Genomic DNA, 23,512 nt, shown 5'->3' with positions numbered 1-23,512 from the left:
CCGCCCTCCCCGCTCCCATTCCCGACGGAGATTCTTCGCGATGCCCCGCACGACCCCGATCCGCGCCCTGCTGGCGGGCGCCGCCCTCCTCGCCCTCGGCGCGAGCGCCTCCGCCGCCGAGCAGTACTTCCCGCTCCAGAGCTACCGCGTCGGGCCCTACGCCGCCGGGGGAACGGGCTTCTTCGGCGGATTCATCGACTACCTGAACCTCGTCAACAGCCGCGACGGCGGCGTGAACGGGGTCAAGCTCACCTGGAGCGAGGGCGAGACCCAGTACGAGGTGGAGCGGGGCGTCGAGGTCTACGAGCGGCTGAAGTCGCGCCCCGGCATCGCGGCCTGGAACCCGCTCTCGGTCGGCATCGCCTACGCGATGATCGACCGCATCACCGCCGACAAGGTGCCGCTGATCACGATCAACCACGGCCGCACCGATTCCACCGACGGGCGGGTGTTTCCCTACGTCTTCCCGCTGCTGCTCAACCCCTACAGCGAGACCTCCGGCATCGTCGAATACCTCGCCGGCCGCGAGGGCGGCCTCGACAGGCTGAAGGGCAAGACGATCGCGGTGCTCTACCACGGCTCGCCCTACGGCAAGGAGACGATCCCGATCTACGACCTGCTGGCGAAGCGCTACGGCTTCAAGGTCGAGCAGATCGAGGTGCCGCATCCCGGCAACGAGCAGCAATCGCAGTGGCTCGCCATCCGTCGCCTGAAGCCGGATTACGTGGTGCTGCGCGGCTGGGGGGTGATGAACCCCGTCGCCCTCAAGACGGCCCAGAAGACCGGATTCCCCGCCGGCCGCATCGTCGGCAACGTCTGGTCCAACTCCGAGGAGGACGTGATCCCGGCCGGCGAGGCCGCCAAGGGCTACGTCGCCATCACCACCCAGGCCTCCGGCGCGCAGTACCCGGTCATCCAGGAGATCGTCCGCGCGGTCTACGACAAGGGCGCGGGCAACCTCGCCGACCGGAAGCGGATCGGCAGCGTCTACCACAATCTCGGCGTGCTGAACGGCATCCTGAACGTCGAGGCCGTGCGGATCGCCCAGGAGAGGTTCGGCCACCGCACGCTGACCGGCGACGAGGTCCGCTGGGGCTTCGAGCACCTGCGCCTCGACGAGGCGCGGGTCGCCGCGCTCGGTGCCAAGGGGCTGTTCCACTCGATCAACGTCACCTGCGCCAACCACGAGGGCGAGGGCCGCGTCACGTTCCAGCAGTGGGACGGCGCGAAATGGACCGTCGTCTCCGACTGGATCAAGCCCGACTGGGCGACCCTGCGCCCGATCATCGAGGCCTCCTCGACCGCCTACGCCAAGGAGCACGGCCTGACGCCCCGGGACTGCGCCGCCGAGGAGCGGGCGGACGCCCAATCCGGCAAGCGCGCCGCGGCGGACGTCAAGTGACCGCCGGGCGGGATCTCCTGCGCGTCGAGGCGCTGGAGGCGGTCTACGGCGACGGGGTCAGGGCGCTGTCCCGGGTCGACCTGACGGTGCGCGAGTGGGAGATCGTCGCGCTTGCCGGCTCGAACGGCGCCGGCAAGACCACGCTGCTCCGGGCGGTTTCGCATCTCCTGCCCGCTTCCGGCGGGCGGATCGTCGCCGGCCGCGTGTCCTATGCGGGACGGGACGTGACGCGCACCCGTACGGACGCGCTGGTGCGCGGCGGCCTCGTCGGCGTGCTGGAAGGGCGCCACTGCTTCCGCAGCCTCAGCGTCGAGGAGAACCTGGTCGCGGGCGGCCTCGGCCGCGGCTCGGGCCGGAGCGACTTGCGCGCGGACCTCCAGCGGATCTACGCCCTGTTCCCGCGCCTCGCGCAGAAGCGCGGGCTGCCCGCGGGCCTCGTCTCGGGCGGGGAGCAGCAGATGACGGCGATCGGCCGCGCCCTGATGGGGCGCCCGCGCCTCCTCGTCCTCGACGAGCCGTCGATGGGCCTCGCCCCGAAGGTGACCGACGAGATCTACGCCATCCTAGTCGGCCTCAACCGCGCCGAGGGCCTGACGCTGCTGGTGGCCGAGCAGAACGTCGCCCTGGCGTTGCGCCACGCCCATCGGTGCGTGGTGCTGGAGACCGGCCGTTCGGTCCTGGAGGGCCCCGCCCGGGCGCTGCGCGCCCGCGACGACATCCGGCGGCTCTATCTCGGGCAGGGCCCGGAACCGCGCGCCGCGGACGGCGCCCTCGCCGCGGCCGGGTACTGAAGCGGCGCGCCCGAACGCGACGAACGGCCGGACGCCGCGGCCGCCCGCGGGGGACGGTGCCCGGGGAGGCGGCGAGGGCGCCGCCCGCCGGCAGGACATCCGGCGGTGACGGAGCCGGACGGCTCCCCTCCCCTCCTCTCCCCTCGCCGCCGTGCCGGCACCGGAGACAAGCTTGTGCGGGGCTTGCGGGGGGACGCCGCGTGCGGCCCGAAACGATCCCATCACGTCGCTAGCGGTGGTATGGCGTATTCCGTCGTTTGACCGCTAGCGAGAAGGGTCATGAACCAGCACGTCCCCATGGATGGCGCCGAGACGCCCTCCAATCAGATCGCGGCGAGCCATGCGCGGCTTCTGGGCGGGAAACTGCAGGACCTGGCCGTCGGCTTCTATCCCCCGACGGCGCAGAAGACCCTGCGGCGGTTCTCGGCCGGCGAGACGGCGCGGCTGCTCGGCATCACCGAGGTGCGCCTGCGCCAGCTTCCCTTCGACCGGCTCACGCCGGACCTCGAGATCGGGCCGGCGGGACGGCGCTACTTCACGCTGGCCGAGATCCACGCGGTGCGCCGATACCTCCACGAGATCGACCGCGTCGGGCGGGGCTACCTTCCGCACCGCGACGCGGCGAAGGGCGAGCACCTCCAGGTCATCGCGCTGACGAACTTCAAGGGCGGCTCGGCCAAGACCACGCACACGGCCGGGCTCGCCCATTACCTCGCCCTCCACGGCTATCGCGTGCTGGCGATCGACGCCGACCCGCAGGCCAGCCTGTCCACCCTGCTCGGCATCCGCCCGGACGACAGCTTTCCGACGATCTACGACGCCGTCCGCTACGGCGAGGGCCAGCGCCCGTTGCGGGAGGTGATCCGCAAGACCTACTTCACCGGGCTCGACCTCGCCTCGGCGAACCTCGAGCTCGAGGAGTTCGAGTTCTACGCCCCGCTGATGTCGAGCCCCGAGCGGCGCAGGTCGGGCGGCCCTCCGTTCTTCGCCCGCCTGCCCGTCGCGATCGAGAGCGTGGCCGACGACTACGACGTGGTGGTGATCGACTGCCCTCCCCGGCTCGGCTATTTCGCGATCTCGGCCCTCTGCGCGGCCACCGCGACTCTGATCACCGTTCATCCGCAGATGATCGACCTCGCGTCGATGCGCCAGTTCCTCACGATGATGAGCGATCTCATGGAGACGGTGCAGGCCGAGGGCGCCCCGCCGCCGGCCCAGGACTGGTTCCGCTACCTCATCACCCGGTACGACCCGCAGAGCGTGCCGCAGACCTCGGTCGTCGGGATGCTGCAGGACCTGTTCGGGAGCTACGTGCTGCCCAAGGCGATGCTCCAGACCCCGGCTGTCTCGACCTCGGGCCTCATCGGCCAGACCATCTACGAGACGCCGCTCGGCCGGGACCGCAGCGACGAGGTGAGCCGTGCCACCTACCGGCGGGCGCTGGACGCCTTCGACGACGTCAACCGGGAGATCGAGGCGCTGATCCGCACCGCGTGGGGGCGGGCATGAGCAAGAGCATCCGCCACCTGATGGCCCGGCCCGCGCCGGAGCTGGCGCCGGACACCCCATCCTCAACGCCATCAACAACTTCACCCCCCTTACCAGCTGGTAATCCCCCCTCCCCGCGCCGGACCGCCGCGGCCCGCTCCTTCGGCGCGGCCTGGCAGGCGCAGGAACAGGCGCGCGCGGCCGCCGACGCCGAGCGCGACGGCAGCGTGGTCGAGCTCGATCCGGAGATCTGCGACCCGTCCGCGATCGCCGACCGCGTACCCGACACGACCGACGCGGCGTTCGACGCCTTCGTCGAGCAGATCCGCCAGGAGGGGCAGCGCAGTCCCGCCCTGGTCCGCCCGAAGCCCGGCGAGCCCGGCCGCTACGAGATCGCCTACGGCCGGCGTCGGCACCGCGCGGCGCGCCTCCTGGGCCGTCCGCTGCGGGCCATCGTGCGCCCGTTGAGCGACACCGAGCTCATCATCGCGCAGGGGTCCGAGAACCTCGCGCGGGCCGACCTGAGCTACATCGAGCGGGCCCACTTCGCCCGGAACATGGTGCAGGCCGGGGTCGCCCGGGACGTCATCGCCAAGGCGATGGGCCTGCAGGCCAGCCACCTCTCGAGCCTGCTGACGGTCGCGGACGCGATTCCCGCCCCCGTGCTCGCCACGATCGGGCCCGCCCCGAGGATCGGCCGGCCGAACTGGCTCACCCTGGCCGACCGGATCAAGGCCGCCGCGCCCGAGCGGATCGACGAGGCCCTCGCCGCCCCGAACCTCGCCGGCAAGACGTCGGACGAGCGGTTCTCCGCCGTGCTGGCGGCGCTCACGACGACCCCGAAGGCGGCCGGGAGGCCGAGGGCTGAGACGCTGAAGGACGCCAAGGGCCTGAAATTCGCCCGCATCGAGCGCAGCACGGCCGGCGTGCGGGTGACGACCGACGAGGCGAGCGAACCCGGCTTCGGCGACTACCTCGCCGGACGGCTCCCCGAGCTCCTGGCCGCCTATCGGGCGGGCAAAGCCTGAACCGACTCGCGCCGATCGGGGACGAGGGCGGCGCAAGACGCGCTCCGCGGAGCCGTGGCCCGGACGAGCGTCGCGACATCCCGCGGCGGCCGAGCGGCTCGGTTCGCGGGACGATGCGCGGGCGACCGGGAGCCGACCGGGCCGGTGCGACGGGGATCGGGAGTCCTCGTCCGATCCACGCCCTCCTTCGAGGCCAGCCCATCTTCGGTGGGCCGACCCCCGAAGGATGAGGTCCGGAGTGGGACAAGGCTCCGACTCGAGGTCGAACTGTCTTGCGAGATCCGCCGACCGCCCCGCGGCCGGACGCGGGTCGGACTGCCGGCGCCCGGATCGGCCATGCCGACGGAGCGCGAGACCTTCATCGCGGGGAAGCGCCGGGCACTCGCCCGACACCCGCGGGGTCGGCCGCCCATACTGCCGCCGCGCGGCGCGTGACGACGCCGCATCGCGCCCGGTCTCGGCGCACCCGGGCGATCACCATCAACGAAATCAAGCACTTCACCCCCCTTACCAGGTGGTAAGGACCGGCCCATCCTGGCGACACCGCCCCGCCGCACGCGACAACCCATGACCGGCCGACGCGCCGGCGATCGGTCAAGCCGGGGGAAGGGGTCGATGGTGGTCGTCCGCCCGGACGGCGGCGAGCGCGCGACACACCGCGTCGAGGCCGTCCGACAGGGCCGCCGGGCCCGGCTGCAGGATCAGGGGCGACTTGATCTCGACGATCCGCCCGGCCCGGACCGCCGGGATCCCGGCCCATCCGGGCCGGGACGCGATGCGCGACGCGACGACCTTCTTGCCGCACCAGGACGCCAGGATGAGGTCGGGCGCCGCCGCGATCACCTGCCCGGGCGACACGATCCGGTCGCGGGCGGCCTGGCCAGCGCGCAGGGCCGGAAAGACGTCGTCGCCGCCGGCGAGCGCGACGAGTTCCGAGACCCAGCCGATCCCGGAGATCAGCGGTTCGTCCCATTCCTCGAAATAGACCCGCGGCCGGGGCAGGCCGGCCGTCGCGGCCCGGACCGCCGCGAGCCTGTCCTCGTAGCCGCGCGCCAGCGCCTCCGCCTTTTCGGGAACCCCGACGAGCGCGCCGAGCAGGCGGATCATCGCCAGGATGCCCGCCACGTCGCGCTGGTTGAACGCGTGCACCGCCACGCCGGCCCGGATCAGCGCGGCGACGATGTCCGCCTGCAGGTCGGAGAAGGTGAGGACGAGGTCGGGCGACAGCGCCAGGATCTTCGGGATGTCGGCCGAGGTGAAGGCCGACACGCGCGGCTTCTCCCGCCGGACCCGCGGCGGCCGGACGGCGTAGCCCGAGACGCCGACGATGCGGTGGTCCTCGCCGAGCAGGTACAGGGTCTCGACCGTCTCCTCGGTCAGGCAGACGATCCTCTCGGGTGGGAAGCGACGCACGGGACCTCACGCGTGGGCGGCGGGGGATCGCGACGCCGCCATGCCGCCGGCACACGGGGGAGGCCGCCGGCCGGCGCCGCCCAGGCCGGTCGGGGCGGATGACGGGGGAGGGGGCGGCACTGCATCCCCGTCCCCCCGCCGGGCGACGCCCGATCGCACGGCAATCGGACGCTGCGCCAGGCCGTCGATCGTGCAAAACTTCCTGCGACGGGGCGGCCCGCGCCTCGCCGCGAGATGCCCTCGATCAGAGTGCGGAAACTCGGCCGCCGTTCCCACGGCAAGAGCCCGCGACGAGACGAGGGCCTCAGCGGACGACGCGTTGGCCTGCCGACGCGAGCCCGCTCAGGCGGCGCGGCGGCCGTGCGCCTTGTTCCGGCGGGAGACGCCGAGCCCCTTGCGCGGCTCGCACTTCATGCCGTGGCTGTGCCAGCCCTCCGCGGGGGCCTGCTGCCAGCCCTGATGGCACCCATGCGCGGCCGCGGGGGCGACCCACAGGGCCGTCAGCAATCCGATCGAAACAGCAAGCGCACGCATCAGACGATTCCTTCCAAGCTCGACGAGGGAGAATCTAGAGCCGGCCGGCGAGCGTCAACCGCGGAGGCGGGCTCGGGGCGAGGGGGCGGCGCGTCCTGGAGATCGCCGGCGACCACCGCATCCTCGCGGCGGCGGGCCGGAGGGCGGGCTCTCCCCCGATCCCGGACCCGGATCGCCGTCGCCGACCGGTGCGCGCCGCCGCCCTCAGCCCCGGTAGGCGAGCAGGTAGGCGCCGGCGGCGACGAGGCCGATCCCGAGCCAGTTGATCCCCGACAGGCGCTCGCCCAGCAGCGTCGCGCCGAGCACGGCGACCAGCACGATCGACAGCTTGTTGAGGGTCGCGACCTGCGCCGCGCCGCCGGTCTTGAGCGCCCGGAAGTAGCATGCCCAGGACCCCGCGGTGGCAAGGCCCGACAGGCTGAGGAGGCCGAGGTTGCGCCCGGTGAGGCCGCGCAGCGCCTGCCACTGGCCGGTGGCGAGGCAGATCGCCCCGAGCGCCAGGAGGATGACCACCGAGCGCATGAAGGCGGCGGCATCCGACTCCGCGCCGGCGCTGCCGGCCCGGGCGAGCAGCGCCGTCAACGCGGTGAACACCGCCGAGACCAGTGCCCAGAGCTGCCAGGACATCCGGCGATCCCTCCTCGTCGAACCGATCCATCATGAATGGCGGCCATGGGCCGATGCCGACAATGCGTTTCACTGGCGCACCGGCTTCGCCCAGCTTCCCGCCCCGACGGCCCGGCACGGGCGGCGGACGACGCGACCGGCGCGGCCGGCCCCGTCGATCTTCTGGGGGAGAGGACACCATGGACCAGTCGCGACGGCTGTTTCTCGGCACGGCGGCGCTCGGCGCCGGCACCCTGATGGCCTCGGGAGCGCAGGCCCTCGAGCACGACCACGGCAACCCGGGCGACGGCGGGTTCGGCCGCCGGTCGGTCTCGCTGCCGCCGGGCGCCAAGGTCGCCTATCACGATCCGCAGGATGTCGGCGCGATGCCCGACTTTCGCTTCTCCCTCGACGGCAACCGCCCGAAGGTGACCTCCGGCGGCTGGGCCAAGGAGGCGACGGTGCACCAGTTCCCCATCAGCAAGGGGATCGCGGGCGTGCACATGTTCCTCGAGCCCGGCGCCTCGCGCGAGCTGCACTGGCACGCCATCGCGGCGGAATGGGCCTACGTCATCGACGGGCGCTGCCAGACCGTGGTGCTCGACCCCTCGGGCGCGAGCGAGATCAACAACTACGAGCCCGGCGACCTCTGGTACTTTCCGAAGGGCCACGGCCACTCGATCCAGACCATCGGCGACAAGCCCTGCCACTTCATCCTGTCGTTCGACAACGGCGCCTTCTCGGAACACGGCACCTTCTCGATCACCGACTGGATCGACGTGACGCCGAAGGACATGCTGGCCCTCGATTTCGGCCTGCCGGCGAGCGCCTTCGACGCCTTCCCGAAGGGCGAGGCCTACATCCAGGCCGGTCCCGTCGTGCCGGTCGCGGATGCCCTTGACGCGCCCTGGCCGAAGGAATCGACCCACAAGTTCCGCCTGCTCAAGGATCCGCGCGCCGTGCGCGAGTTCGACGGCGGCACCTTCCGGCTCGCCACGGTGGACGAGTGGCCGATCCAGAAGACGATGTCGGGCGGCGTGATGACGATCCGGCCGGGGCAGATGCGCAAGCTGCACTGGAACGTCAACGCCAACGAGTGGCACTACTACCTGAAGGGCAGGGGCCAGGTCGCCCTGTTCGGCTCGGGCGGGCGCGGCAAGGTGGCCGAGTTCAAGCCCGGCGACGTCGCCTACATCCCGATGGGCTTCGGCCACGCGATCAAGAACGTCGGCGACGAGGACCTCGAGATCGTCCAGACCTGGGACAACGGCAAGTTCGAGGAGATCGACCTCGACACCTGGATCAAGGCGAGCCCGCGCTACCTGCTGTCGAACAACTTTTCCGGCGTACCCGGCGAGACGGTGACGAAGCTGAAGCAGGGATAAGAAGTAAGGTTAAGAGAAGTCTCGGCCGAGGCGCGACCCGGCGGGCGAGAAAACCCTCCCCCGTCCGCGGGGGAGGGCGGCCTGCAAAGCAGGCGCGGCGGACGCGAGGCGCGCCGGGAGGAGACGGCGCCTAGGGCCGAAGCGGAGCCGTTCCGACGGCCGCGCACCGGATCGGCACCATGCGCGCCTATCCCCCGCGGCGCCCCTCCGCTACAACCCGCGCCCGTGAACTGGGACGCGTTCGACTTCAAGCTGCTCATCGTGTTCGACGCGATCATGCGCGAGCGCCACGTCACGCGTGCCGGCGAGCGGCTGGCGCTGAGCCAGTCCGCGGTGAGCCACGCGCTCCAGCGGCTGCGCCGGGCCTTCGACGACGAATTGTTCGTGCGCGGCCCCGACGGCATGGCCCCGACGCCCCGGGCCCTCGACCTCGCCGAGCCGGTGCGCCGGGCGCTCGCCGAGATCGAGGGGGCGCTGCACCAGGACCACTTCGATCCGGCCTCCTCGACCGCGAGCTTCCGCCTGGTGCTCAACAACACCGCCGCGGTCGTGCTGGCCGCGCCGATCGCCGAGTGGATCGGGAGCCGGGCCCCGTCCCTGCGCCTGCACATGAGCCCGAGCGGCACCGTGCGCCTCGACGACCTCCTCGATCGCGGCGACGTCGACCTCGCGGTCGTGGGCAGCGGCCGGGTCGAGGGCGAGCGCTTCGGCACCACGACGCTGTTTCGCGACGGGTTCTCGGTCGTCGCCCGGCGCGGTCACCCGGCACTCGCCGAGCCGCCCAGCTACGAGCGCCTCGCTGGCCTGCCCCACCTCGTGGTGTCCTCGACCGGCGACGACGTCGGCTTCCTCGACGCGATCCTGCGCCGCCGGGGCCTGCCGGCGCGCCGGATCGCGATGGCGGCGCCGTTCCTGTCGGCGGCGGCGATCCTCGCGCGCTCCGACATGGTGGCGGTGCTGGGCGCCCGGATCGCCCGGACCCTCGCGACGACGCACCCGGTCGCCTGCGCGGACCTGCCGGCCGATCCCGACCTGCCGGTCACCCGCTCGGTCCTGGTCTGGGCAAGGCGGGTCGAGCGCCATCCGGGCCACGCCTGGCTGCGGCGGCAGATCGCGGCCTGCGCCCGCGGCCTCGCGTCCGGCCCGCACGAGGCGGACCGCGACACGGCGACCCCGGCGGGACCGGTCGCCGATTAGCCGCCGGGACGGGGAGGGGAGGGGGCCTCAGGCGGAGCAGGACGCTAGAACAGCGCCCGATCGCTCTGCAACCGGGCGCTGCTCCAGGTCATTGGTCTTGCCGCATTTCCTATCGGCGAAACGGAGCCTACTTCGTCGGAAAATGCTCTAGCGCCGCCGCGAGGCGCCGCAGGCCCGGCTCGATCTGCGGCAGCGGGATCGCCGTGAAGCCGAGCCGGAAAAACCGGCGCCCGCGCGCCGGATCCAGGAAGAAGATGTCGCCGGGCTCGATCAGCACGCCCTCGCCCCGGAGCCGCTCGCCGAGCGCCCGGGCGTCGAGCCCCGCCGGTCCCTCGACCCAGAAGCTCTTCGCGCCGAAGCCGCGGCGGATCGTGCAGGCCGGCATCAGCTCCGGCGCGAGCGCGGCGATGAGGTCGGCCCGCGGGCGCAGGAGGGCGGCCGTCCGCGCGAGGTGGGCGCGGTAATGCCCGAGCGCGATGAAGGCGGCGAGGCTGCGCTGGTTGTTGGTCGGCGGGTGGCGCAGCATCAGGCGGCGCAGCGCCCGCAGTTCGTCGATCACCGCGGGCGGGGCGACGACGTAGCCGACGCGCAGGCCGGGCGCGAGAACCTTCGAGAACGAGCCGACGTGGATCACCCGCCCGTCGGCGTCGAGGCTCTTGAGGCTCGGCAGCCCGGCCTCCTCCTCGGTCGAGAGGTCGGCCTCGTAATCGTCCTCGACGAGGACGACGTCGTCCTGCGCCGCGGCGGCGAGAAGCTCGCGGCGCCGCGACAGGGGCGTGACGGCGGTCGTCGGGCATTGATGGCCGATCGTCACGAAGGCGACGTCGCAGGCGCGGAAATCCCCGTCCGGCACGATGCCGCGGGCGTCGCGGGCGAGCGGCCGGATCCGGTCGCTCGCGAGCCCGACCATGTTGCGCGCGTCGGTGTAGCCCGGATCCTCGAGCCCGACCGTGGTGCGGCGGGCGACGAGGAGCTGGACCAGCAGCGACAGGGCGTGCTGCGAGCCGATCGTCACCATGATCTCGCCGGGGGCGGCGAGGATGCCGCGGCGCGGCAGCACCCGCAGGCGGAGCTGCTCGATCAGGGCGCGGTCGTCGTCGTCGACCTGGTCGAAGCTCCAGCCGCTGATCTCCTTGACGCTGGAGGCCGCCTTGACGCTCTCGCGCCAGGCCGCGACCGGAAACAGGCTCGGGTCGAACTGCCCGAACAGGAACGGGTAGGGGTAGCGCGTCCAGTCGCGCGGCTTGGTGATCTGGGGCAGGCGCGAGGGGCGGATCGCGAAGCGGCCGGACCAAGCCTGCATCGCCCCGGGCGCCCCCGGATCCGGGCCGGGCGGGGTGCAGGCCGCCGGCGGGGCGACGAAGCAGCCGCTGCGGCCGCGCGAGACGAGGACGCCCGCGTCGACCAGACCGTCATAGGCCGCCACGACGGTGTTGCGTGCGATGCCGAGCTCGGCCGCGAGGCCGCGGCTCGAGGGCAGCCGCGCGCCCGGCGCCAGCAGCCCGGCCGCGATCGCCTCGCCGACCATCCGGCCGATCTGGGCGTGCAACGCCGGCTCGTCGCCGGACCGGCCCCCGAACAGCATCCGCCAGGCAATGTCGCTCGACATGGCCGCCAGTATCGCCCGCCCGCCCGATGCGGGAAAGCGCCGGGACCGGCGCCGCTGCCGAAACGGCGGGCGCCGGCGCCGGAAAACGGCAGCAGATGCCCGCGCAAGCGGCGCGGACCGCGCCACTGGTCCAGACCGGGCCCAAACCGGCCCGAACTGGATCTTTCGGCACGGGGGCCGGCTGCCCTTCAATGCGGGGGTTCCCACGGTCGAGGCCGCCACGAGGACCGCACCATGACCACCCAGACACCCCGTCGGACGCCCCCCGGCACGAACCGCGCGACGACCCGCAGGACGGTGTGGCTGTCGGCGCTCGCCGGGGCGATCGGCGCGGCGCTCGGTTCCCCCGTCCCGGCCATCGCCGCCGAGAAGACGGTCACCTTCGCCTATCAGGACATGATGACGCCGATCCGGGTCCTGATGGAGAGCGGCGAGCTGGAGAAGCAGACCGGCTACAAGGTGAAATGGGTCAAGTTCGGCGGAGGCGGCGACGTCATCCGGGCGATGGCCTCGGGCAACGTCGATGTCGGCGAGGCGGGCTCCTCGCCGGTCGCGGCCGCCGCCTCGCAGGGCCTGCTGATCACGCTGTTCTGGATTCTCGACGACATCGGCGACGCCGAGCAGCTCGTCGCCCGCAAGGGCACCGGGATCGCATCGATCCGGGACCTGAAAGGCAAGACGGTCGCGGTGCCGTTCGTCTCCACGGCGCATTACCAGCTGACCTTCGCCCTGCAGGAGGCGGGTCTCGCGGCCAAGGACGTCCGGGTCCTCAACATGCGCCCGCCCGAGATCGCCGCCGCCTGGGAGCGCGGCGACATCGACGCCGCCTTCATCTGGGCGCCGGTGCTGACGAACCTCAAGAAGTCCGGCACGGTGCTGGCCTCGGCCGGCGACTTCGCCGCCAAGGGCAAGGCGACCTTCGACGGGATCGTGGCGACGAACGCCTTCAAGGCCGCCCATCCCGGCTTCCTCACCACCTTCGTCCGGCTGCTCGCCGCGGCGGACGCGGATTACGCGCGATCCGGCGAATCCTGGAAAGCGGGGACGCCGCAGGTCGCCGCGATCGCCAAGTGGACCGGCGCCGCCCCGGAGGACGTGCCGGCGGGCCTCGCCGCCTACAGGTTCCCGACGATCGACGAGCAGATCTCGCCGCGCTGGCTCGGCGGAGGGGCCGCGGGCGCGCTCAAGTCCACGGCGGAGTTCCTGAAGGCGCAAGGGCGCGTGCCCGACCTCGCGCCCGATTACGGCACGTTCGTCACCGCCGACGTGGCCAAGGCCGCGGCCAAGCCCTGACCGGCCAAGCCCTGACCGGCCGGCCCCGGCCGGACGCCCCGACAGCCAGGAGACCGTCATGCTGGAGATCCGCAAGCTCAGCGTCCAGTACGGGGAGGGCGAGAGCGCCACCGTCGCCCTGTCCTGGGTCGATCTCACGATCGAGCCGGGGGAGTTCGTGGTCGCGCTCGGTGCGTCCGGCTGCGGGAAGACGACCCTGCTCAACTGCATCGCCGGCTTCCTGCCGGCGACGGAGGGGCAGATCCTGCTCGACGGGCGCCCGGTCGCCGGACCGGGGGCGGATCGCGGCGTCGTCTTCCAGCGCCACGCCCTGATGCCCTGGCTCACCGTGCTGGAGAACGTCGGCTTCGGTCTGCGGATGCAGGGCGTCCGGCGGCCCGAGCGCGAGGCGCGGGCCCGGGCGATGCTCGACCTCGTCGGCCTCGCCGATTGCGCGGGCAAGCGGATCTACGAGCTCTCCGGCGGCATGCAGCAGCGGGTCGGCATCGCCCGGGCGCTCACCGCCGATCCCCGCATGCTGCTGATGGACGAGCCGCTCGGCGCGCTCGACGCCTTCACCCGCGAGCAGGTGCAGGAGCTGATCCTGTCGATCTGGGCCCGCACGCGGAAGATGGCGTTCTTCATCACCCACGAGGTCGAGGAGGCGATCTTCCTCGCCACCAAGCTGGTGATCATGACCCCGCGGCCGGGCCGCATCGCCGAGATCGTCCCGCTCGATTTCTGCCGCCGCTTCCTCGCCGGCGAGGAAGCCCGGGCGGTGAAGTCCAGCCCCGACTTCATCGCGATGCGCGAGCGGGTGCTGCGCTTCATCCACGACCACGGCGGGACCGGAGGCGAGCCCGCGCGGACCGATCCGGGATCCGGGCGGGCCGACACCGCACGAGGCGCCGCCGCATGAGATCCGCAGCGACCCACGCCCTTCCCGTCCCTGCCGCCCCGGGCCAGACCGTGACCGACACTCCCGATTCGGCGATGCGCGCCCTGTCCCCGCTCGGCCGCCGCCGGGCCACGATGCACGGGCGCGCGCCCAAGACCCTGCTGATCAGCCTCGCGACGGTCGCCGTCGCGCTCGCCGCCTGGGGCGTCGCCACGCAGACCGGCCTCGTCAAGCCGCTGTTCCTGCCCCGGCCCGAGAGCGTGCTCAAGGCCTTCGCGGACGCGGTCGAGGGCCGCATCGACGGCGCGCCGCTCCTCGAGCACGTCGCCATGAGCCTCGTGCGGGTCGCCGGCGCCTTCCTGCTCGCCGCCCTGATCGGGATCCCGGTCGGGCTCGCCACCGGCCTGAGCCCGACCCTGCGCGCGGTGCTCGATCCCTTCATCGAGTTCTACCGGCCGTTGCCGCCGCTCGCCTACCTGCCACTCGTCATCATCTGGTTCGGCATCGGCGAAACCTCCAAGATCCTGCTGATCTTCCTCGCCTGCTTCGCCCCCGTGGCGCTCGCGGCGCGCGCCGGCGTCGCGGCGGCGAGCGCCGACCAGATCAACGCCGCCCGGGCGCTGGGCGCGAGCCGCGCCCAGGTGGTGCGCCACGTCGTCCTGCCGGCGGCCCTGCCCGACATCCTGGTGGGCCTGCGCATCGGCATGGGCGTCGGCTGGACCACGCTGGTGGCGGCCGAGATGGTGGCGGCCTCGACCGGCATCGGCCAGATGGTGCTCAACGCCTCGAACTTCCTGCGCACCGACATCGTGATCATGGGCATCCTGGTGATCGGCGCGCTCGCCGGCGCCTTCGAGCTCGGCATGCGCCGGCTTGAGCGCCGCCTCACCCCCTGGAAGGGCAAGGCGTGAGCCTCTCCCCGATCGAGGCGTGAGCCCGTCCCACCATGGTCCTTCCCGCGCCGTCCGTCCTCGCCTTCACCGGCGTGACCTTCCTGGCTGCCGCGTTCCGGGGCGTCACCGGCTTCGGCTACAGCCTCGTCGCGGCCCTCGGCCTGGGGCTCCTGCCCTCCGCGCAGGCCGGCATCCCGTTCCTCCTCGGGGCCGATCTCGTCCTCACGGCGCTCCTCCTCCTCGACCGGCGGGGCGTCTCGGTCGATTGGCGGGTCCTGCGCCCGCTCCTCGCCGCCGGCCTGCTCGGCGCGGCCTGCGGCGGCCCCCTGGCGGTCGGCCTCGACGAGACCACGGCGCGGCTCGTCGTGACCGTGGCGGTGCTGGGAGCGGCCGGGGTCGCCCTGGTGCGCCGTCCGCCGGCCTGGCTCGCCGACCGGCGCATCGGCATCGCCGTCGCGGCCCTGGTCGGGGGGCTGATCAGCGCCTTCGCGGTCGGCGGCCCGCTGATCTCGGCCTGGCTCCTGGCGAGCGGCGCCGAGCGCCACCGCCTCAAGGGGACCCTCGCGGTCTTCTTCGGCGCGGCGGACATCCTCGGCCTTGCCGGCCGCGGCCTCCTCGGGGCGATCGAGCCCGGGGTCTGGGACCTCGTCCTCCTCTACGGGGTGCCGACGCTGCTGGGCTTTGCCGCCGGCACGCTCCTCTCGGCCCGCCTCTCGCCGGTGGCGTGGCGCCGCCTCGCCTCCGGGGGCCTCGCCGGCATCGCGGCGACGGGCCTCGTCCAGGCGCTCGGCGAAGCCTTCGTCACCCTCGGGCACGGATAGGCCGCCCGGCGACCGCGCCCTTCCTCTAGCATCGGGGGACGCCGCTCCCCGCACGATGCCCTTCTCCGGAGACCCACATGTCCAAGATCGCCCTCGTCACCGGAGCCACCGCGGGCTTCGGCGACGCCATCGCCCGCCGGCTCGCCCGCGACGGCTGGCGCGTCGTGGTGACCGGGCGCCGCCGCGACCGGCTCGACGCCCTGGTGGCGGCGCTCGGCGGCAGCGAGCGCGCCCATCCGCTCGCCTTCGACATCCGCGACAAGGCGGCGACCCGGAACGCGCTCGCGTCGCTGCCGCCGGCCTTCGCGGAGGTCTCGCTCCTCGTCAACAATGCAGGGCTGGCGCTCGGCACCGGGCCGGCGCAGGAGAGCGACCTCGCCCAGTGGCGGACGATGATCGACACCAACGTCGTCGGCCTCGTCACGATCACCCGGCTCCTGCTCGACCGGCTGATCGCCCATCGCGGCCTCGTCGTGAACCTCGCCTCGATCGCCTCCCACTGGCCCTATCCGGGCGGCAACGTCTACGGCGGGACCAAGGCCTTCGTCCGGCAGTTCTCGCTGGGGCTGCGCTGCGACCTCTCGGCCAAGGGCGTGAGGGTCACCTCGATCGAGCCCGGCCTGTCCGAGAGCGAGTTCACGCTGGTGCGCACCGGCGGCGACCAGGCGGCCTCCGACGCCCTCTACAAGGGCGCGCACCCGCTCCGGCCCGAGGACATCGCCGAGACCGTCGGCTGGGTCGCCTCGCTGCCGCCCCACGTCAACGTCAACAGTCTGGAGATCATGCCGGTGACCCAGTCCTGGGCCCCCTTCGCGATCGAGCGCGACCCGGCGGCCTGACGGATCGTCCGCTCATCTCCCGCCATCAGGAAACCCTGCCAGGAAACTCGGCCATGAACGACCTCTCCCGCACCAACGACCTGCGCCACGTCATCGAGGCCGACCGGGCCCATGTCTGGCACCACCTGTCGCAGCACAAGCCCTACGAGACCGTCGACCCGCGGGTGATGGTCGAGGGGAGGGGGATGCGGGTCTGGGACGCCACCGGGCGCGAGTACCTCGACGCGGTCTCGGGCGGGGTCTGGACCGTCAATGTCGGCTACGGGCGCACCAGCATCGCCGAGGCGGTGCGCGACCAGCTGGTCAAGCTCAACTACTTCGCCGGCTCGGCCGGATCGATCCCCGCGGCGCTGTTCTCCGAGCGGCTGATCGCCAAGATGCCGGGCATGACGCGGGTCTACTACGCGAATTCGGGATCGGAGGCGAACGAGAAGGTCTTCAAAATGGTGCGCCAGATCGCGCACCGGCACCATGGCGGGCGCAAATCCAAGATCCTCTACCGCGAGCGCGACTATCACGGCACCACGATCGGGGCGCTCGCCGCCGCCGGCCAGGATCAGCGCCGCGACCAGTACGGCCCGTTCCCGGACGGCTTCGTGGCCGTCCCCCACTGCCTCGAATACCGCAGCCAGTGGGGGAGGGTGGAGAATTACGGCGAGATGGCCGCCGACGCCATCGAGGCGGTGATCCTGCGCGAGGGCCCCGACACCGTCGGGGCGATCTGCCTCGAACCCGTCACCGCCGGCGGCGGCGTGATCACGCCGCCGAAGGGCTACTGGGAGAAGGTGCAGGACATCTGCCGCCGGCACGAGATCCTGATCCACATCGACGAGGTGGTCTGCGGCATGGGCCGCACGGGTGCGTGGTTCGGCTACCAGAACTACGGCGTGCAGCCCGATTTCGTCACCATGGCCAAGGGGGTGGCGTCGGGCTACGCGGCGATCGCCTGCACGGTGACGACCGAGGCGGTGTTCGCGCTGTTCAAGGACGACGCCGCCGACCCGATGTCGTATTTTCGCGATATCTCGACCTTCGGCGGCTGCACCGCCGGCCCGGCGGCCGCGCTCGAGAACATGCGGATCATCGAGGACGAGGGCCTGATCGACAACACGGTCGCGATGGGCGAGCGGCTGATGGCGGGCCTGCACGGCCTCGCCGAGCGCCACGCGGCGATCGGCGACGTGCGCGGCAAGGGCCTGTTTTGCGGCGCCGAGCTCGTCGCCGACCGCGCCACCCGCGAGCCGATGGACGAGAAGCGGGTCCAGGCGGTGGTGGCCGACTGCATGGCGCACGGCGTCATCATCGGCGCCACCAACCGCTCGCTCGCCGGGCTCAACAACACGCTGTGCCTGAGCCCGGCCCTGATCGCGACCCCGGACGACATCGACCGGATCGTCGAGGCGATCGACGGGGCCCTGACCCGGGTGTTCGCCTGAGGCTCCGGCGGCCCGCCCGGCCCCGGGACGCGCGCGATGTCCGGGCACGGCACGATCCTCCGGACATCGCGCCGGGGCCCCCCGGCCCGGTCGCGAGAGCGCGCCGCGATCCGGGATGCAGGGCGGAGGATCCCCGGCTGGGGGGACCGGTGGCCCCGCGGCTGGAGCGGCGCCCGACCGCGTTGCAACCGGCCGGCGCTCCAGGTCTGTGGTTTTACCGCATTGTCTCTCGCTGAACCGACATCCACCTCATCGGAAAATGTCTTTGGATCAAAACCCAATCAGCTTGACCGCGCGCGTCCGCTTTCGACCCATTGCAGACAAGCGGCCCCCTTGCCGGTAGAATATCCTGCATGACGGGAAACACGAGCATCCATGTGCAGCGAGCCGATCATGTCGGCTTCGCGGTCGGCTCCCTCGACGATGCACTTCGGTTCTGGATCGATGGGCTCGGCGCGCGCCTCGTGCGGACGGGCGAGATGGGCGGCGAGTTCCTCGGTCAGGTCACCGGAGCGCATGGGGCGAAGGTGCGCCTGGCGATCGTTTCGCTGGCGGATCAGACGATCGAACTCCTGGAGTATCAGGGTCCGGACCGACCAAGCATGCCAGCCAAGCCGTTCGACCCAGGCTTCGCGCATCTGGCCCTCGTGGTCGATGACATCGACGCGCTCCTGATGCGGATCGCCGCCTACGGCTGGAAGGCGCAAGGCACGCCGCAACCGATCGCGAGCGGTGCGCGGGCTGGAACGCGGGTGATCTACGCCGTTGGCCCTGACGGTGCGACGATCGAGTTCATGCAGCCGCCAGCGACCGCCGAGGATCACTGATCCCGCCGGGCGGGTGTCCGCCTCCCAGCCCTTGCCGACCCTCGGGAGGTCCGCTTCCAGGATGTTGAAACAAAGGCCAAAAACCGGATCGGGTGAAAAGCCTCCGGTCCGCTTTCGAGCTACTCCGCTGAGAAGCAGACCTTTGATGTTCGATGTCGTCATCGTCGCGCAAATGCGGCATGATGTTCCATAGACTGTCGGCTACCCGTCCCCGACCGCGGGCATCATCGCCCGTCGACCGCGCTGAATGCCTCCACCGGGGTCGGATCAATCGGAGTCGCGGGACCGAACCGGAAATGCACCAGGGCCGACCCGGTCCGATAGACGGACGGTTGAGCGCAGAGGCGACGAGACGTTCTGCTCAGACTTTGGACTGGAGGAGTTCGATCACGTTGCTCCAAGGGTCTACCAGGAAGGCGACCCGAACCTTCCAGTCATCGTTGTCAACGGGTTCCAGCGTGACCGTCACGCCGCGATCTTGCAGCGTCTCGACAGCCGCATCTACGTCGTCGACCCACAGGCCGAGATGATGCCAGCCGTGCGAGCCGAAGCTCGCATAGAGGTCGTCACTTGCAGGGCCCCCATCTGCGCCGGGACCGGACACGAGCTCGATCCGGAAGGTCGGATCGCCAGCCAGCGCCATCTCGGTGAAGGTCATGCCGTTGAGGTCGAACGCCCTCGTCTCGTGCATGTCCAGCTTCTCCCGGTACCACTCCACCGCGGCGTCGCGCTCGGCGACGCGCAGTCCGACATGGGCTCCCCGGAGCGTTTTCAGGACGTTGGTCATGATCTTTCCCTCAAGGTGTCGTGCTCGAATGAGCACGGCGGCAGATGCCACCATCGGGTACGTCCGGCTGTTCCGTTCCAGCGCTCAGAGCCCTGGTTCCGCGCCCGGCATGTTTGGCAACATGCTGTCAATCTTTCACTCATTGACATCATGCTGTCAAGATCGGACCTTGGTTCGCCGTCCGCCGAATTGGAACCGCTCTGCCGATGTCGTCCGACCCGATGACCCAGCTCATCCTCGCGATCTTTCGCACCAACAGCCGTCTGGTCCTGAGGGGTGACCAATTAACGGCTCCGCTCGGGCTGACAAGTGCGCGCTGGCAGGTGCTGGGAAGCGTGGCGGAGGCGGACTCGGCGCGGTCGGTCTCGGAACTGGCACGGGATCTCGGCGTCTCGCGACAGGGCGTGCAGCGGATCGCTGGCGAGTTAGTCACGGAGGGAATCCTCGCCTATCAACCCAACCCCCGCCACAAGCGTGCGCACCTCGTCGTCTTCACCGCGGAAGGTCGCCGTCTCTACGACCGCGCGATGGCAGTGCAAGCTCCCTGGGCGCAATCGCTGGCCGAAACCCTGACGCCAGAGCTGATCACGTCCGCCACGGTTGCCCTGGGCGTCCTGACAAGTCGTTTGCAGGAAGAGCTGGAGGCTGCTGGGACAACGGCCGCCGAATGACCTCGTCTTAGATTTGAAATGACGTCCGCTTCCGACATTGTTCAGTGAACTGCTCGGCGTCATACAAGGGCCGGAGGCGGAACGTCCGCTTCAGGGAGAAGGGTAAGGGTCCGCTTCCCACCCTCAGCGGACCTCCACACGGCCAAGCTGATCGAGTTTGACCCTAGCGGTGCGGGCGCGGCCCGGCCCCGACGGCGGCTCGGGCATCGGGCGGGCGGTATCCCGGGACGTCGCCGACCCGCTCCGCCAGCATCGCCAGCAGGCGATCGAGGCCGTCGGCGGGCAGCGCCGCGCTCGTCGCGAGACAGTAGACCTCCCAGCCGACCGAGACGAAGTCGAGGCCGAAGCGCTCCGCCGCCGCGCGGGCGCCCAGGCCCGCATCGGCGGCGGCCGACGCGATCACCGCCGCCACCGCCTGGTGGGTGAATTCCTCGAAGCCGTAGCCGACGATCTCGTCCGGCGGGGTCCCGGTCTCGGCGAGCAGCCGGTCGAACCAGGCCCGGGTGCCGGACCCCTTCTGCCGGTTGACGAAGCGGGCCTTCCTCGCCCTCAGGTCGGCCGGCGTCGCGAGCCCGAGCGGGTTGCCGGGGGCGACCAGCAGGCCCTGCTCGCGCTCGAACAGCGGGTGGACCCGGAATGCCGGGTCGGCGACGATGTCGGCGAAGGGCGGGCCGGCGGCGGCCGGGCCGGCGGCCCCGCAATGGAAGCCCGCCGCATCGGCGCGCCCGTCGACGAGCCGGACCACCGCGTCGCGGCTGCCGATCACGGCGACCTCGGCCCCGCCCCATTCCGACAGGACCTGCATCAGCAGGGGATCGTGGCTCGCCGCCACGGCGAGGCGGAGCGGAACGGCGAACCGGGCGGCGAGGTGGGCCTGCATCGCCCGCGCCTCGCGGGCGAACGACGGGGCGAGCGCCGCGGCCGCGACCGAGAGGGCCTCGTGCAGGGCCGCGCCGGCCTCGGTCAGCGTCGTGCCGTGGCCGCGGGTCTTGCGCACGAGCTGATGGCCGAGATCCGCCTCGAGCGTCCGCACGCGCTCCCAGGCCGCGCGATAGGACAGACCGATCTCGGTCGCGGCGCCCTGCACCGAGCGGGTGCGGGCGATGGCGCGCAGCAGCGTGAAGGTGTCGGCGACGGCGATGCGCGCCCGGCCGATCCGCAGCCAACCGCCGAGCCCGAGCTCGACCACGGGAGCCTCGTCCATGAAAACCGCCCTCGCGCTGTCATCCAAGGGGTGCAGTCCACAGCGACGCCCCTCGTCCGGCGCAATCCAGGGACCCGACGGCACCGCGCCGGCATGTCCGTCCAGCGCGTTCGAAGAGGCCTGCCGGATGTCCTCATCGGCAGGAGGCAACATATTGAGGGCCAAAAAACGGCAGTGTACCGCCGTTTCATCACCCGCGCCGCACACCGGGTCGCCGGCGCGCCCGCCCGGCAGGCGGGCCGCGACACCGGGACGGGACGTGCGAGGACCGCACCATGCATCCGGAACTCCTCCATCCGACGGACGTCCGCCCCCGGCTCGACCGGCCGAGGATCGCGCCGCCCGAGGCGATGGCCCGGATGCGCGACGGCCGGACGGCGCGCCTGCCGACGGGCTGGATCCAGGACGGGGGCTTGCGGGCCTTCCGGGGCGATGCCGGGTATCTCGGTCGCTCGATCGCGGCGCTCAAGCTCTACCTGACCCTCGTCGTCAGCCAGGACGCGGGTCCGAACGCCGACGGCCAAGCCCCGATCCCGGCCCCGATCCCGATGTCCTACGAGCGGATCGCCGCCCTCTCGGGCCTCTCGGATCCGCTGATCTGCGCCGGCAAGCGGGCGCTGATCGACCAGGGCCTCGTCACCACCGCCGACGAGCGGCCGGGCGGGACGATCGCCTACCGGCTGGTCGGCCTGCGCCCGTCGGTCGCCGTGGTCGACCTCCTGCACGCGCCGCAGGAGTGCGGACGGATCGACGCCCTGCACCGCCTGACCTGCCGGAAGGCGCCGAACCTCGCCGCGCTCAAGACCTACCTGCTGCTCTGCGCGGACGGGGGCGATCCGGACGGCGTCGTCTCCCTCGACATCGACGCCGCGTCGCGGCTCACCCAGACCAGCCACGTCAAGATTTCCGCCGCGCTGCTCGCCCTGCAGGGCCTCGGCCTCGCCGAGCCGCTCGCGAGCCCGTCGCGCTCGGGCGACCATCGCCGGCTGCGGCTCCTCCCGCTGCGCTGATCCCGCGCCCGGGACGGGAGCGCCGAGGAGACGCGAAGGGGGGCGGACATCCGGCGCACGGTGGACTAAAGTCTGCCGTGCCGCGCCGTTGCGACCTTTACCAAATCGCAGCAGAGATCGGACCATTGACGGGGCGACCCGAGCGCGCTTGCCCCCGAGCCCGTTCGCAACCGAGCGCCGATGCCCGGTGCCCCGCCCCCCACGCGAAACGATCGAGCCGGAGACGACATGAAGACGCGCGCCGCGGTTGCCTGGGAAGCCAAGAAGCCGCTCACCATCGAGACCATCGACCTCGAGGGCCCGAAGGCCGGCGAGGTGCTGGTCGAAGTGATGGCCACCGGCATCTGCCACACCGACGCCTACACCCTGTCGGGCCTCGATTCGGAGGGCAAGTTCCCGGCGATCCTCGGCCACGAGGGCGCGGGCATCGTCCGCGAGGTCGGCGCCGGCGTGACGACGTTGAAGCCCGGCGACCACGTCATCCCGCTCTACACGCCGGAGTGCCGCAACTGTAAGTCGTGCCTCTCGCAGCGCACGAACCTCTGCACGGCGATCCGGAGCACGCAGGGCCAGGGCGTGATGCCGGACGGCACCAGCCGCTTCCGCTGCGACGCGACCGGCGGCAGCCCGGGCGCCAACACCGTGTACCACTACATGGGCTGCTCGACCTTCTCGAACTTCACCGTTCTGCCGGAGATCGCGCTGGCGAAGGTGCGCGAGGACGCCCCCTTCGACAAGATCTGCTACATCGGCTGCGGCGTGACCACGGGTCTCGGCGCCGTCATCTACACCGCGAAGGTGTGGCCGGGCGCCAACGTGGTGGTGTTCGGGCTGGGCGGCATCGGCCTCAACGTGATCCAGGGCGCCCGCATGGTCGGCGCCGACAAGATCATCGGCGTCGACATCAACCCCGACAAGCGCGCCATGGCCGAGAAGTTCGGCATGACCCACTTCATCAACCCCAACGAGGTCGGCACCGACAAGGTCGTGCAGGCGATCCTCGACGTGACCGGCGGCGGCGCCGACTTCTCGTTCGACTGCACCGGCAACGTCAACGTGATGCGCCAGGCGCTCGAGTGCTGCCACCGCGGCTGGGGCGAGTCGATCGTCATCGGCGTGGCCGAGGCCGGCCGCGAGATCTCGACCCGTCCGTTCCAGCTCGTGACCGGCCGCGTCTGGAAGGGCTCGGCCTTCGGCGGCGCCCGCGGCCGCACCGACGTGCCGAAGATCGTCGACTGGTACATGGAGGGGAAGATCAACATCGACGATCTGATCACCCACACCATGCCGCTCGAGGAGATCAACCACGGCTTCGACCTGATGCACGAGGGCAAGTCGATCCGCTCGGTCGTGGTGTTCTGACAACCGGATGAGCCCGGCGGCGCCGTCCGGCGCCGCCGA

22 protein-coding genes are annotated in these 23,512 nt (G+C 71.8%); 16 read left to right on the top strand and 6 right to left on the bottom strand.

What is annotated here, in order from left to right; genetic code table 11:
- Positions 1–40: 40 nt before the first annotated feature.
- From V3T34_RS01210 to repB, 4 genes are all read left to right on the top strand, one after another.
- Complete coding sequence (locus tag V3T34_RS01210) at positions 41–1,402, top strand: ABC transporter substrate-binding protein (RefSeq protein WP_305077057.1); 1,362 nt, start codon at positions 41–43, stop codon at positions 1,400–1,402.
- The gene (locus V3T34_RS01205; RefSeq protein ID WP_305077058.1) at positions 1,399–2,193 is read left to right on the top strand and encodes an ABC transporter ATP-binding protein; all 795 of its coding nucleotides are present in this window, start codon (positions 1,399–1,401) and stop codon (positions 2,191–2,193) included. Before V3T34_RS01210 ends, V3T34_RS01205 begins: the two co-directional genes overlap by 4 nt.
- Positions 2,194–2,472: 279 nt before the next feature.
- Complete coding sequence (repA, locus tag V3T34_RS01200; RefSeq protein ID WP_060848275.1) at positions 2,473–3,702, top strand: plasmid partitioning protein RepA; 1,230 nt, start codon at positions 2,473–2,475, stop codon at positions 3,700–3,702.
- Positions 3,699–4,709, top strand: coding sequence for a plasmid partitioning protein RepB (repB, locus tag V3T34_RS01195; RefSeq protein WP_305077061.1), 1,011 nt, complete (start codon positions 3,699–3,701; stop codon positions 4,707–4,709). The genes repA and repB overlap by 4 nt, the downstream gene beginning before the upstream one ends.
- A gap of 594 nt (positions 4,710–5,303) precedes the next feature.
- Here repB and V3T34_RS01190 read toward each other — a convergent pair.
- The 3 genes from V3T34_RS01190 to V3T34_RS01180 all read right to left on the bottom strand — a co-directional run bounded on the left by V3T34_RS01190 (position 5,304) and on the right by V3T34_RS01180 (position 7,283).
- Positions 5,304–6,122, bottom strand: a complete 819-nt coding sequence (locus V3T34_RS01190) for a cobalamin-binding protein (RefSeq protein ID WP_305077062.1) — start codon at positions 6,120–6,122, stop codon at positions 5,304–5,306.
- Between the two features lie 342 nt (positions 6,123–6,464).
- Positions 6,465–6,656, bottom strand: coding sequence for a hypothetical protein (locus V3T34_RS01185; RefSeq protein ID WP_091753992.1), 192 nt, complete (start codon positions 6,654–6,656; stop codon positions 6,465–6,467).
- Between the two features lie 204 nt (positions 6,657–6,860).
- Complete coding sequence (locus V3T34_RS01180) at positions 6,861–7,283, bottom strand: EamA family transporter (protein ID WP_305077063.1); 423 nt, start codon at positions 7,281–7,283, stop codon at positions 6,861–6,863.
- A gap of 179 nt (positions 7,284–7,462) precedes the next feature.
- On the opposite strand from V3T34_RS01180, the gene V3T34_RS01175 reads away from it, so the two are divergent.
- Positions 7,463–8,647, top strand: coding sequence for a cupin domain-containing protein (locus V3T34_RS01175; RefSeq protein WP_091753990.1), 1,185 nt, complete (start codon positions 7,463–7,465; stop codon positions 8,645–8,647).
- Between the two features lie 225 nt (positions 8,648–8,872).
- Positions 8,873–9,844: a LysR family transcriptional regulator gene (locus tag V3T34_RS01170; protein ID WP_305077064.1), complete on the top strand. Its 972-nt coding sequence runs from the start codon at positions 8,873–8,875 to the stop codon at positions 9,842–9,844.
- Positions 9,845–9,971: 127 nt separating this feature from the next.
- Here V3T34_RS01170 and V3T34_RS01165 read toward each other — a convergent pair whose 3' ends face one another.
- Entirely contained in the window at positions 9,972–11,453 is a 1,482-nt protein-coding gene (locus tag V3T34_RS01165) for an aminotransferase-like domain-containing protein (protein WP_305077066.1), read from the bottom strand.
- Positions 11,454–11,687: 234 nt separating this feature from the next.
- Here V3T34_RS01165 and tauA point away from each other — a divergent pair, with 234 nt between their 5' ends.
- The 7 genes from tauA to V3T34_RS01130 all read left to right on the top strand — a co-directional run bounded on the left by tauA (position 11,688) and on the right by V3T34_RS01130 (position 18,439).
- Positions 11,688–12,746, top strand: coding sequence for a taurine ABC transporter substrate-binding protein (gene tauA / locus V3T34_RS01160; RefSeq protein WP_305077067.1), 1,059 nt, complete (start codon positions 11,688–11,690; stop codon positions 12,744–12,746).
- A gap of 58 nt (positions 12,747–12,804) precedes the next feature.
- A complete protein-coding gene (locus V3T34_RS01155; RefSeq protein WP_060848284.1) occupies positions 12,805–13,644 on the top strand; it encodes a taurine ABC transporter ATP-binding protein in 840 nt (279 codons plus the stop codon).
- The gene (locus V3T34_RS01150) at positions 13,641–14,534 is read left to right on the top strand and encodes an ABC transporter permease subunit (RefSeq protein ID WP_407942631.1); all 894 of its coding nucleotides are present in this window, start codon (positions 13,641–13,643) and stop codon (positions 14,532–14,534) included. Before V3T34_RS01155 ends, V3T34_RS01150 begins: the two co-directional genes overlap by 4 nt.
- Positions 14,535–14,569: 35 nt before the next feature.
- Positions 14,570–15,337, top strand: coding sequence for a TSUP family transporter (locus tag V3T34_RS01145; protein WP_091889814.1), 768 nt, complete (start codon positions 14,570–14,572; stop codon positions 15,335–15,337).
- Between the two features lie 77 nt (positions 15,338–15,414).
- A complete protein-coding gene (locus V3T34_RS01140) occupies positions 15,415–16,176 on the top strand; it encodes an SDR family NAD(P)-dependent oxidoreductase (RefSeq protein ID WP_305077068.1) in 762 nt (253 codons plus the stop codon).
- A gap of 53 nt (positions 16,177–16,229) precedes the next feature.
- Positions 16,230–17,612, top strand: coding sequence for an aminotransferase family protein (locus V3T34_RS01135; protein WP_305077069.1), 1,383 nt, complete (start codon positions 16,230–16,232; stop codon positions 17,610–17,612).
- A 353-nt stretch (positions 17,613–17,965) separates the two neighbouring features.
- On the top strand, positions 17,966–18,439 hold the full coding sequence (locus V3T34_RS01130; protein WP_305077070.1) for a VOC family protein: 474 nt from the start codon (positions 17,966–17,968) through the stop codon (positions 18,437–18,439).
- Positions 18,440–18,800: 361 nt separating this feature from the next.
- On the opposite strand, the gene V3T34_RS01125 is transcribed toward V3T34_RS01130, so the two are convergent.
- A complete protein-coding gene (locus V3T34_RS01125) occupies positions 18,801–19,226 on the bottom strand; it encodes a VOC family protein (protein ID WP_305077071.1) in 426 nt (141 codons plus the stop codon).
- A 221-nt stretch (positions 19,227–19,447) separates the two neighbouring features.
- Between V3T34_RS01125 and V3T34_RS01120 the strand changes: the two genes are divergently transcribed.
- Positions 19,448–19,897, top strand: a complete 450-nt coding sequence (locus V3T34_RS01120) for a MarR family winged helix-turn-helix transcriptional regulator (protein WP_236013011.1) — start codon at positions 19,448–19,450, stop codon at positions 19,895–19,897.
- A 163-nt stretch (positions 19,898–20,060) separates the two neighbouring features.
- Here the strand turns inward: V3T34_RS01120 and V3T34_RS01115 are convergent, their stop codons facing one another.
- The gene (locus tag V3T34_RS01115; protein ID WP_305077072.1) at positions 20,061–21,101 is read right to left on the bottom strand and encodes a helix-turn-helix transcriptional regulator; all 1,041 of its coding nucleotides are present in this window, start codon (positions 21,099–21,101) and stop codon (positions 20,061–20,063) included.
- A 275-nt stretch (positions 21,102–21,376) separates the two neighbouring features.
- Here V3T34_RS01115 and V3T34_RS01110 point away from each other — a divergent pair, with 275 nt between their 5' ends.
- Together V3T34_RS01110 and V3T34_RS01105 are read left to right on the top strand one after the other, a co-directional pair.
- Positions 21,377–22,111, top strand: coding sequence for a hypothetical protein (locus V3T34_RS01110; RefSeq protein WP_305077073.1), 735 nt, complete (start codon positions 21,377–21,379; stop codon positions 22,109–22,111).
- A 228-nt stretch (positions 22,112–22,339) separates the two neighbouring features.
- Positions 22,340–23,473, top strand: a complete 1,134-nt coding sequence (locus tag V3T34_RS01105) for an S-(hydroxymethyl)glutathione dehydrogenase/class III alcohol dehydrogenase (RefSeq protein ID WP_060848291.1) — start codon at positions 22,340–22,342, stop codon at positions 23,471–23,473.
- Positions 23,474–23,512 lie beyond the last annotated feature (39 nt).

This window comes from Methylobacterium ajmalii (assembly GCF_036448855.1).
Classification (GTDB): domain Bacteria; phylum Pseudomonadota; class Alphaproteobacteria; order Rhizobiales; family Beijerinckiaceae; genus Methylobacterium; species Methylobacterium ajmalii.
The sequence above is the reverse complement of the archived record's forward strand: the minus strand, read 5'-3'. Positions and strand labels throughout refer to the sequence as shown.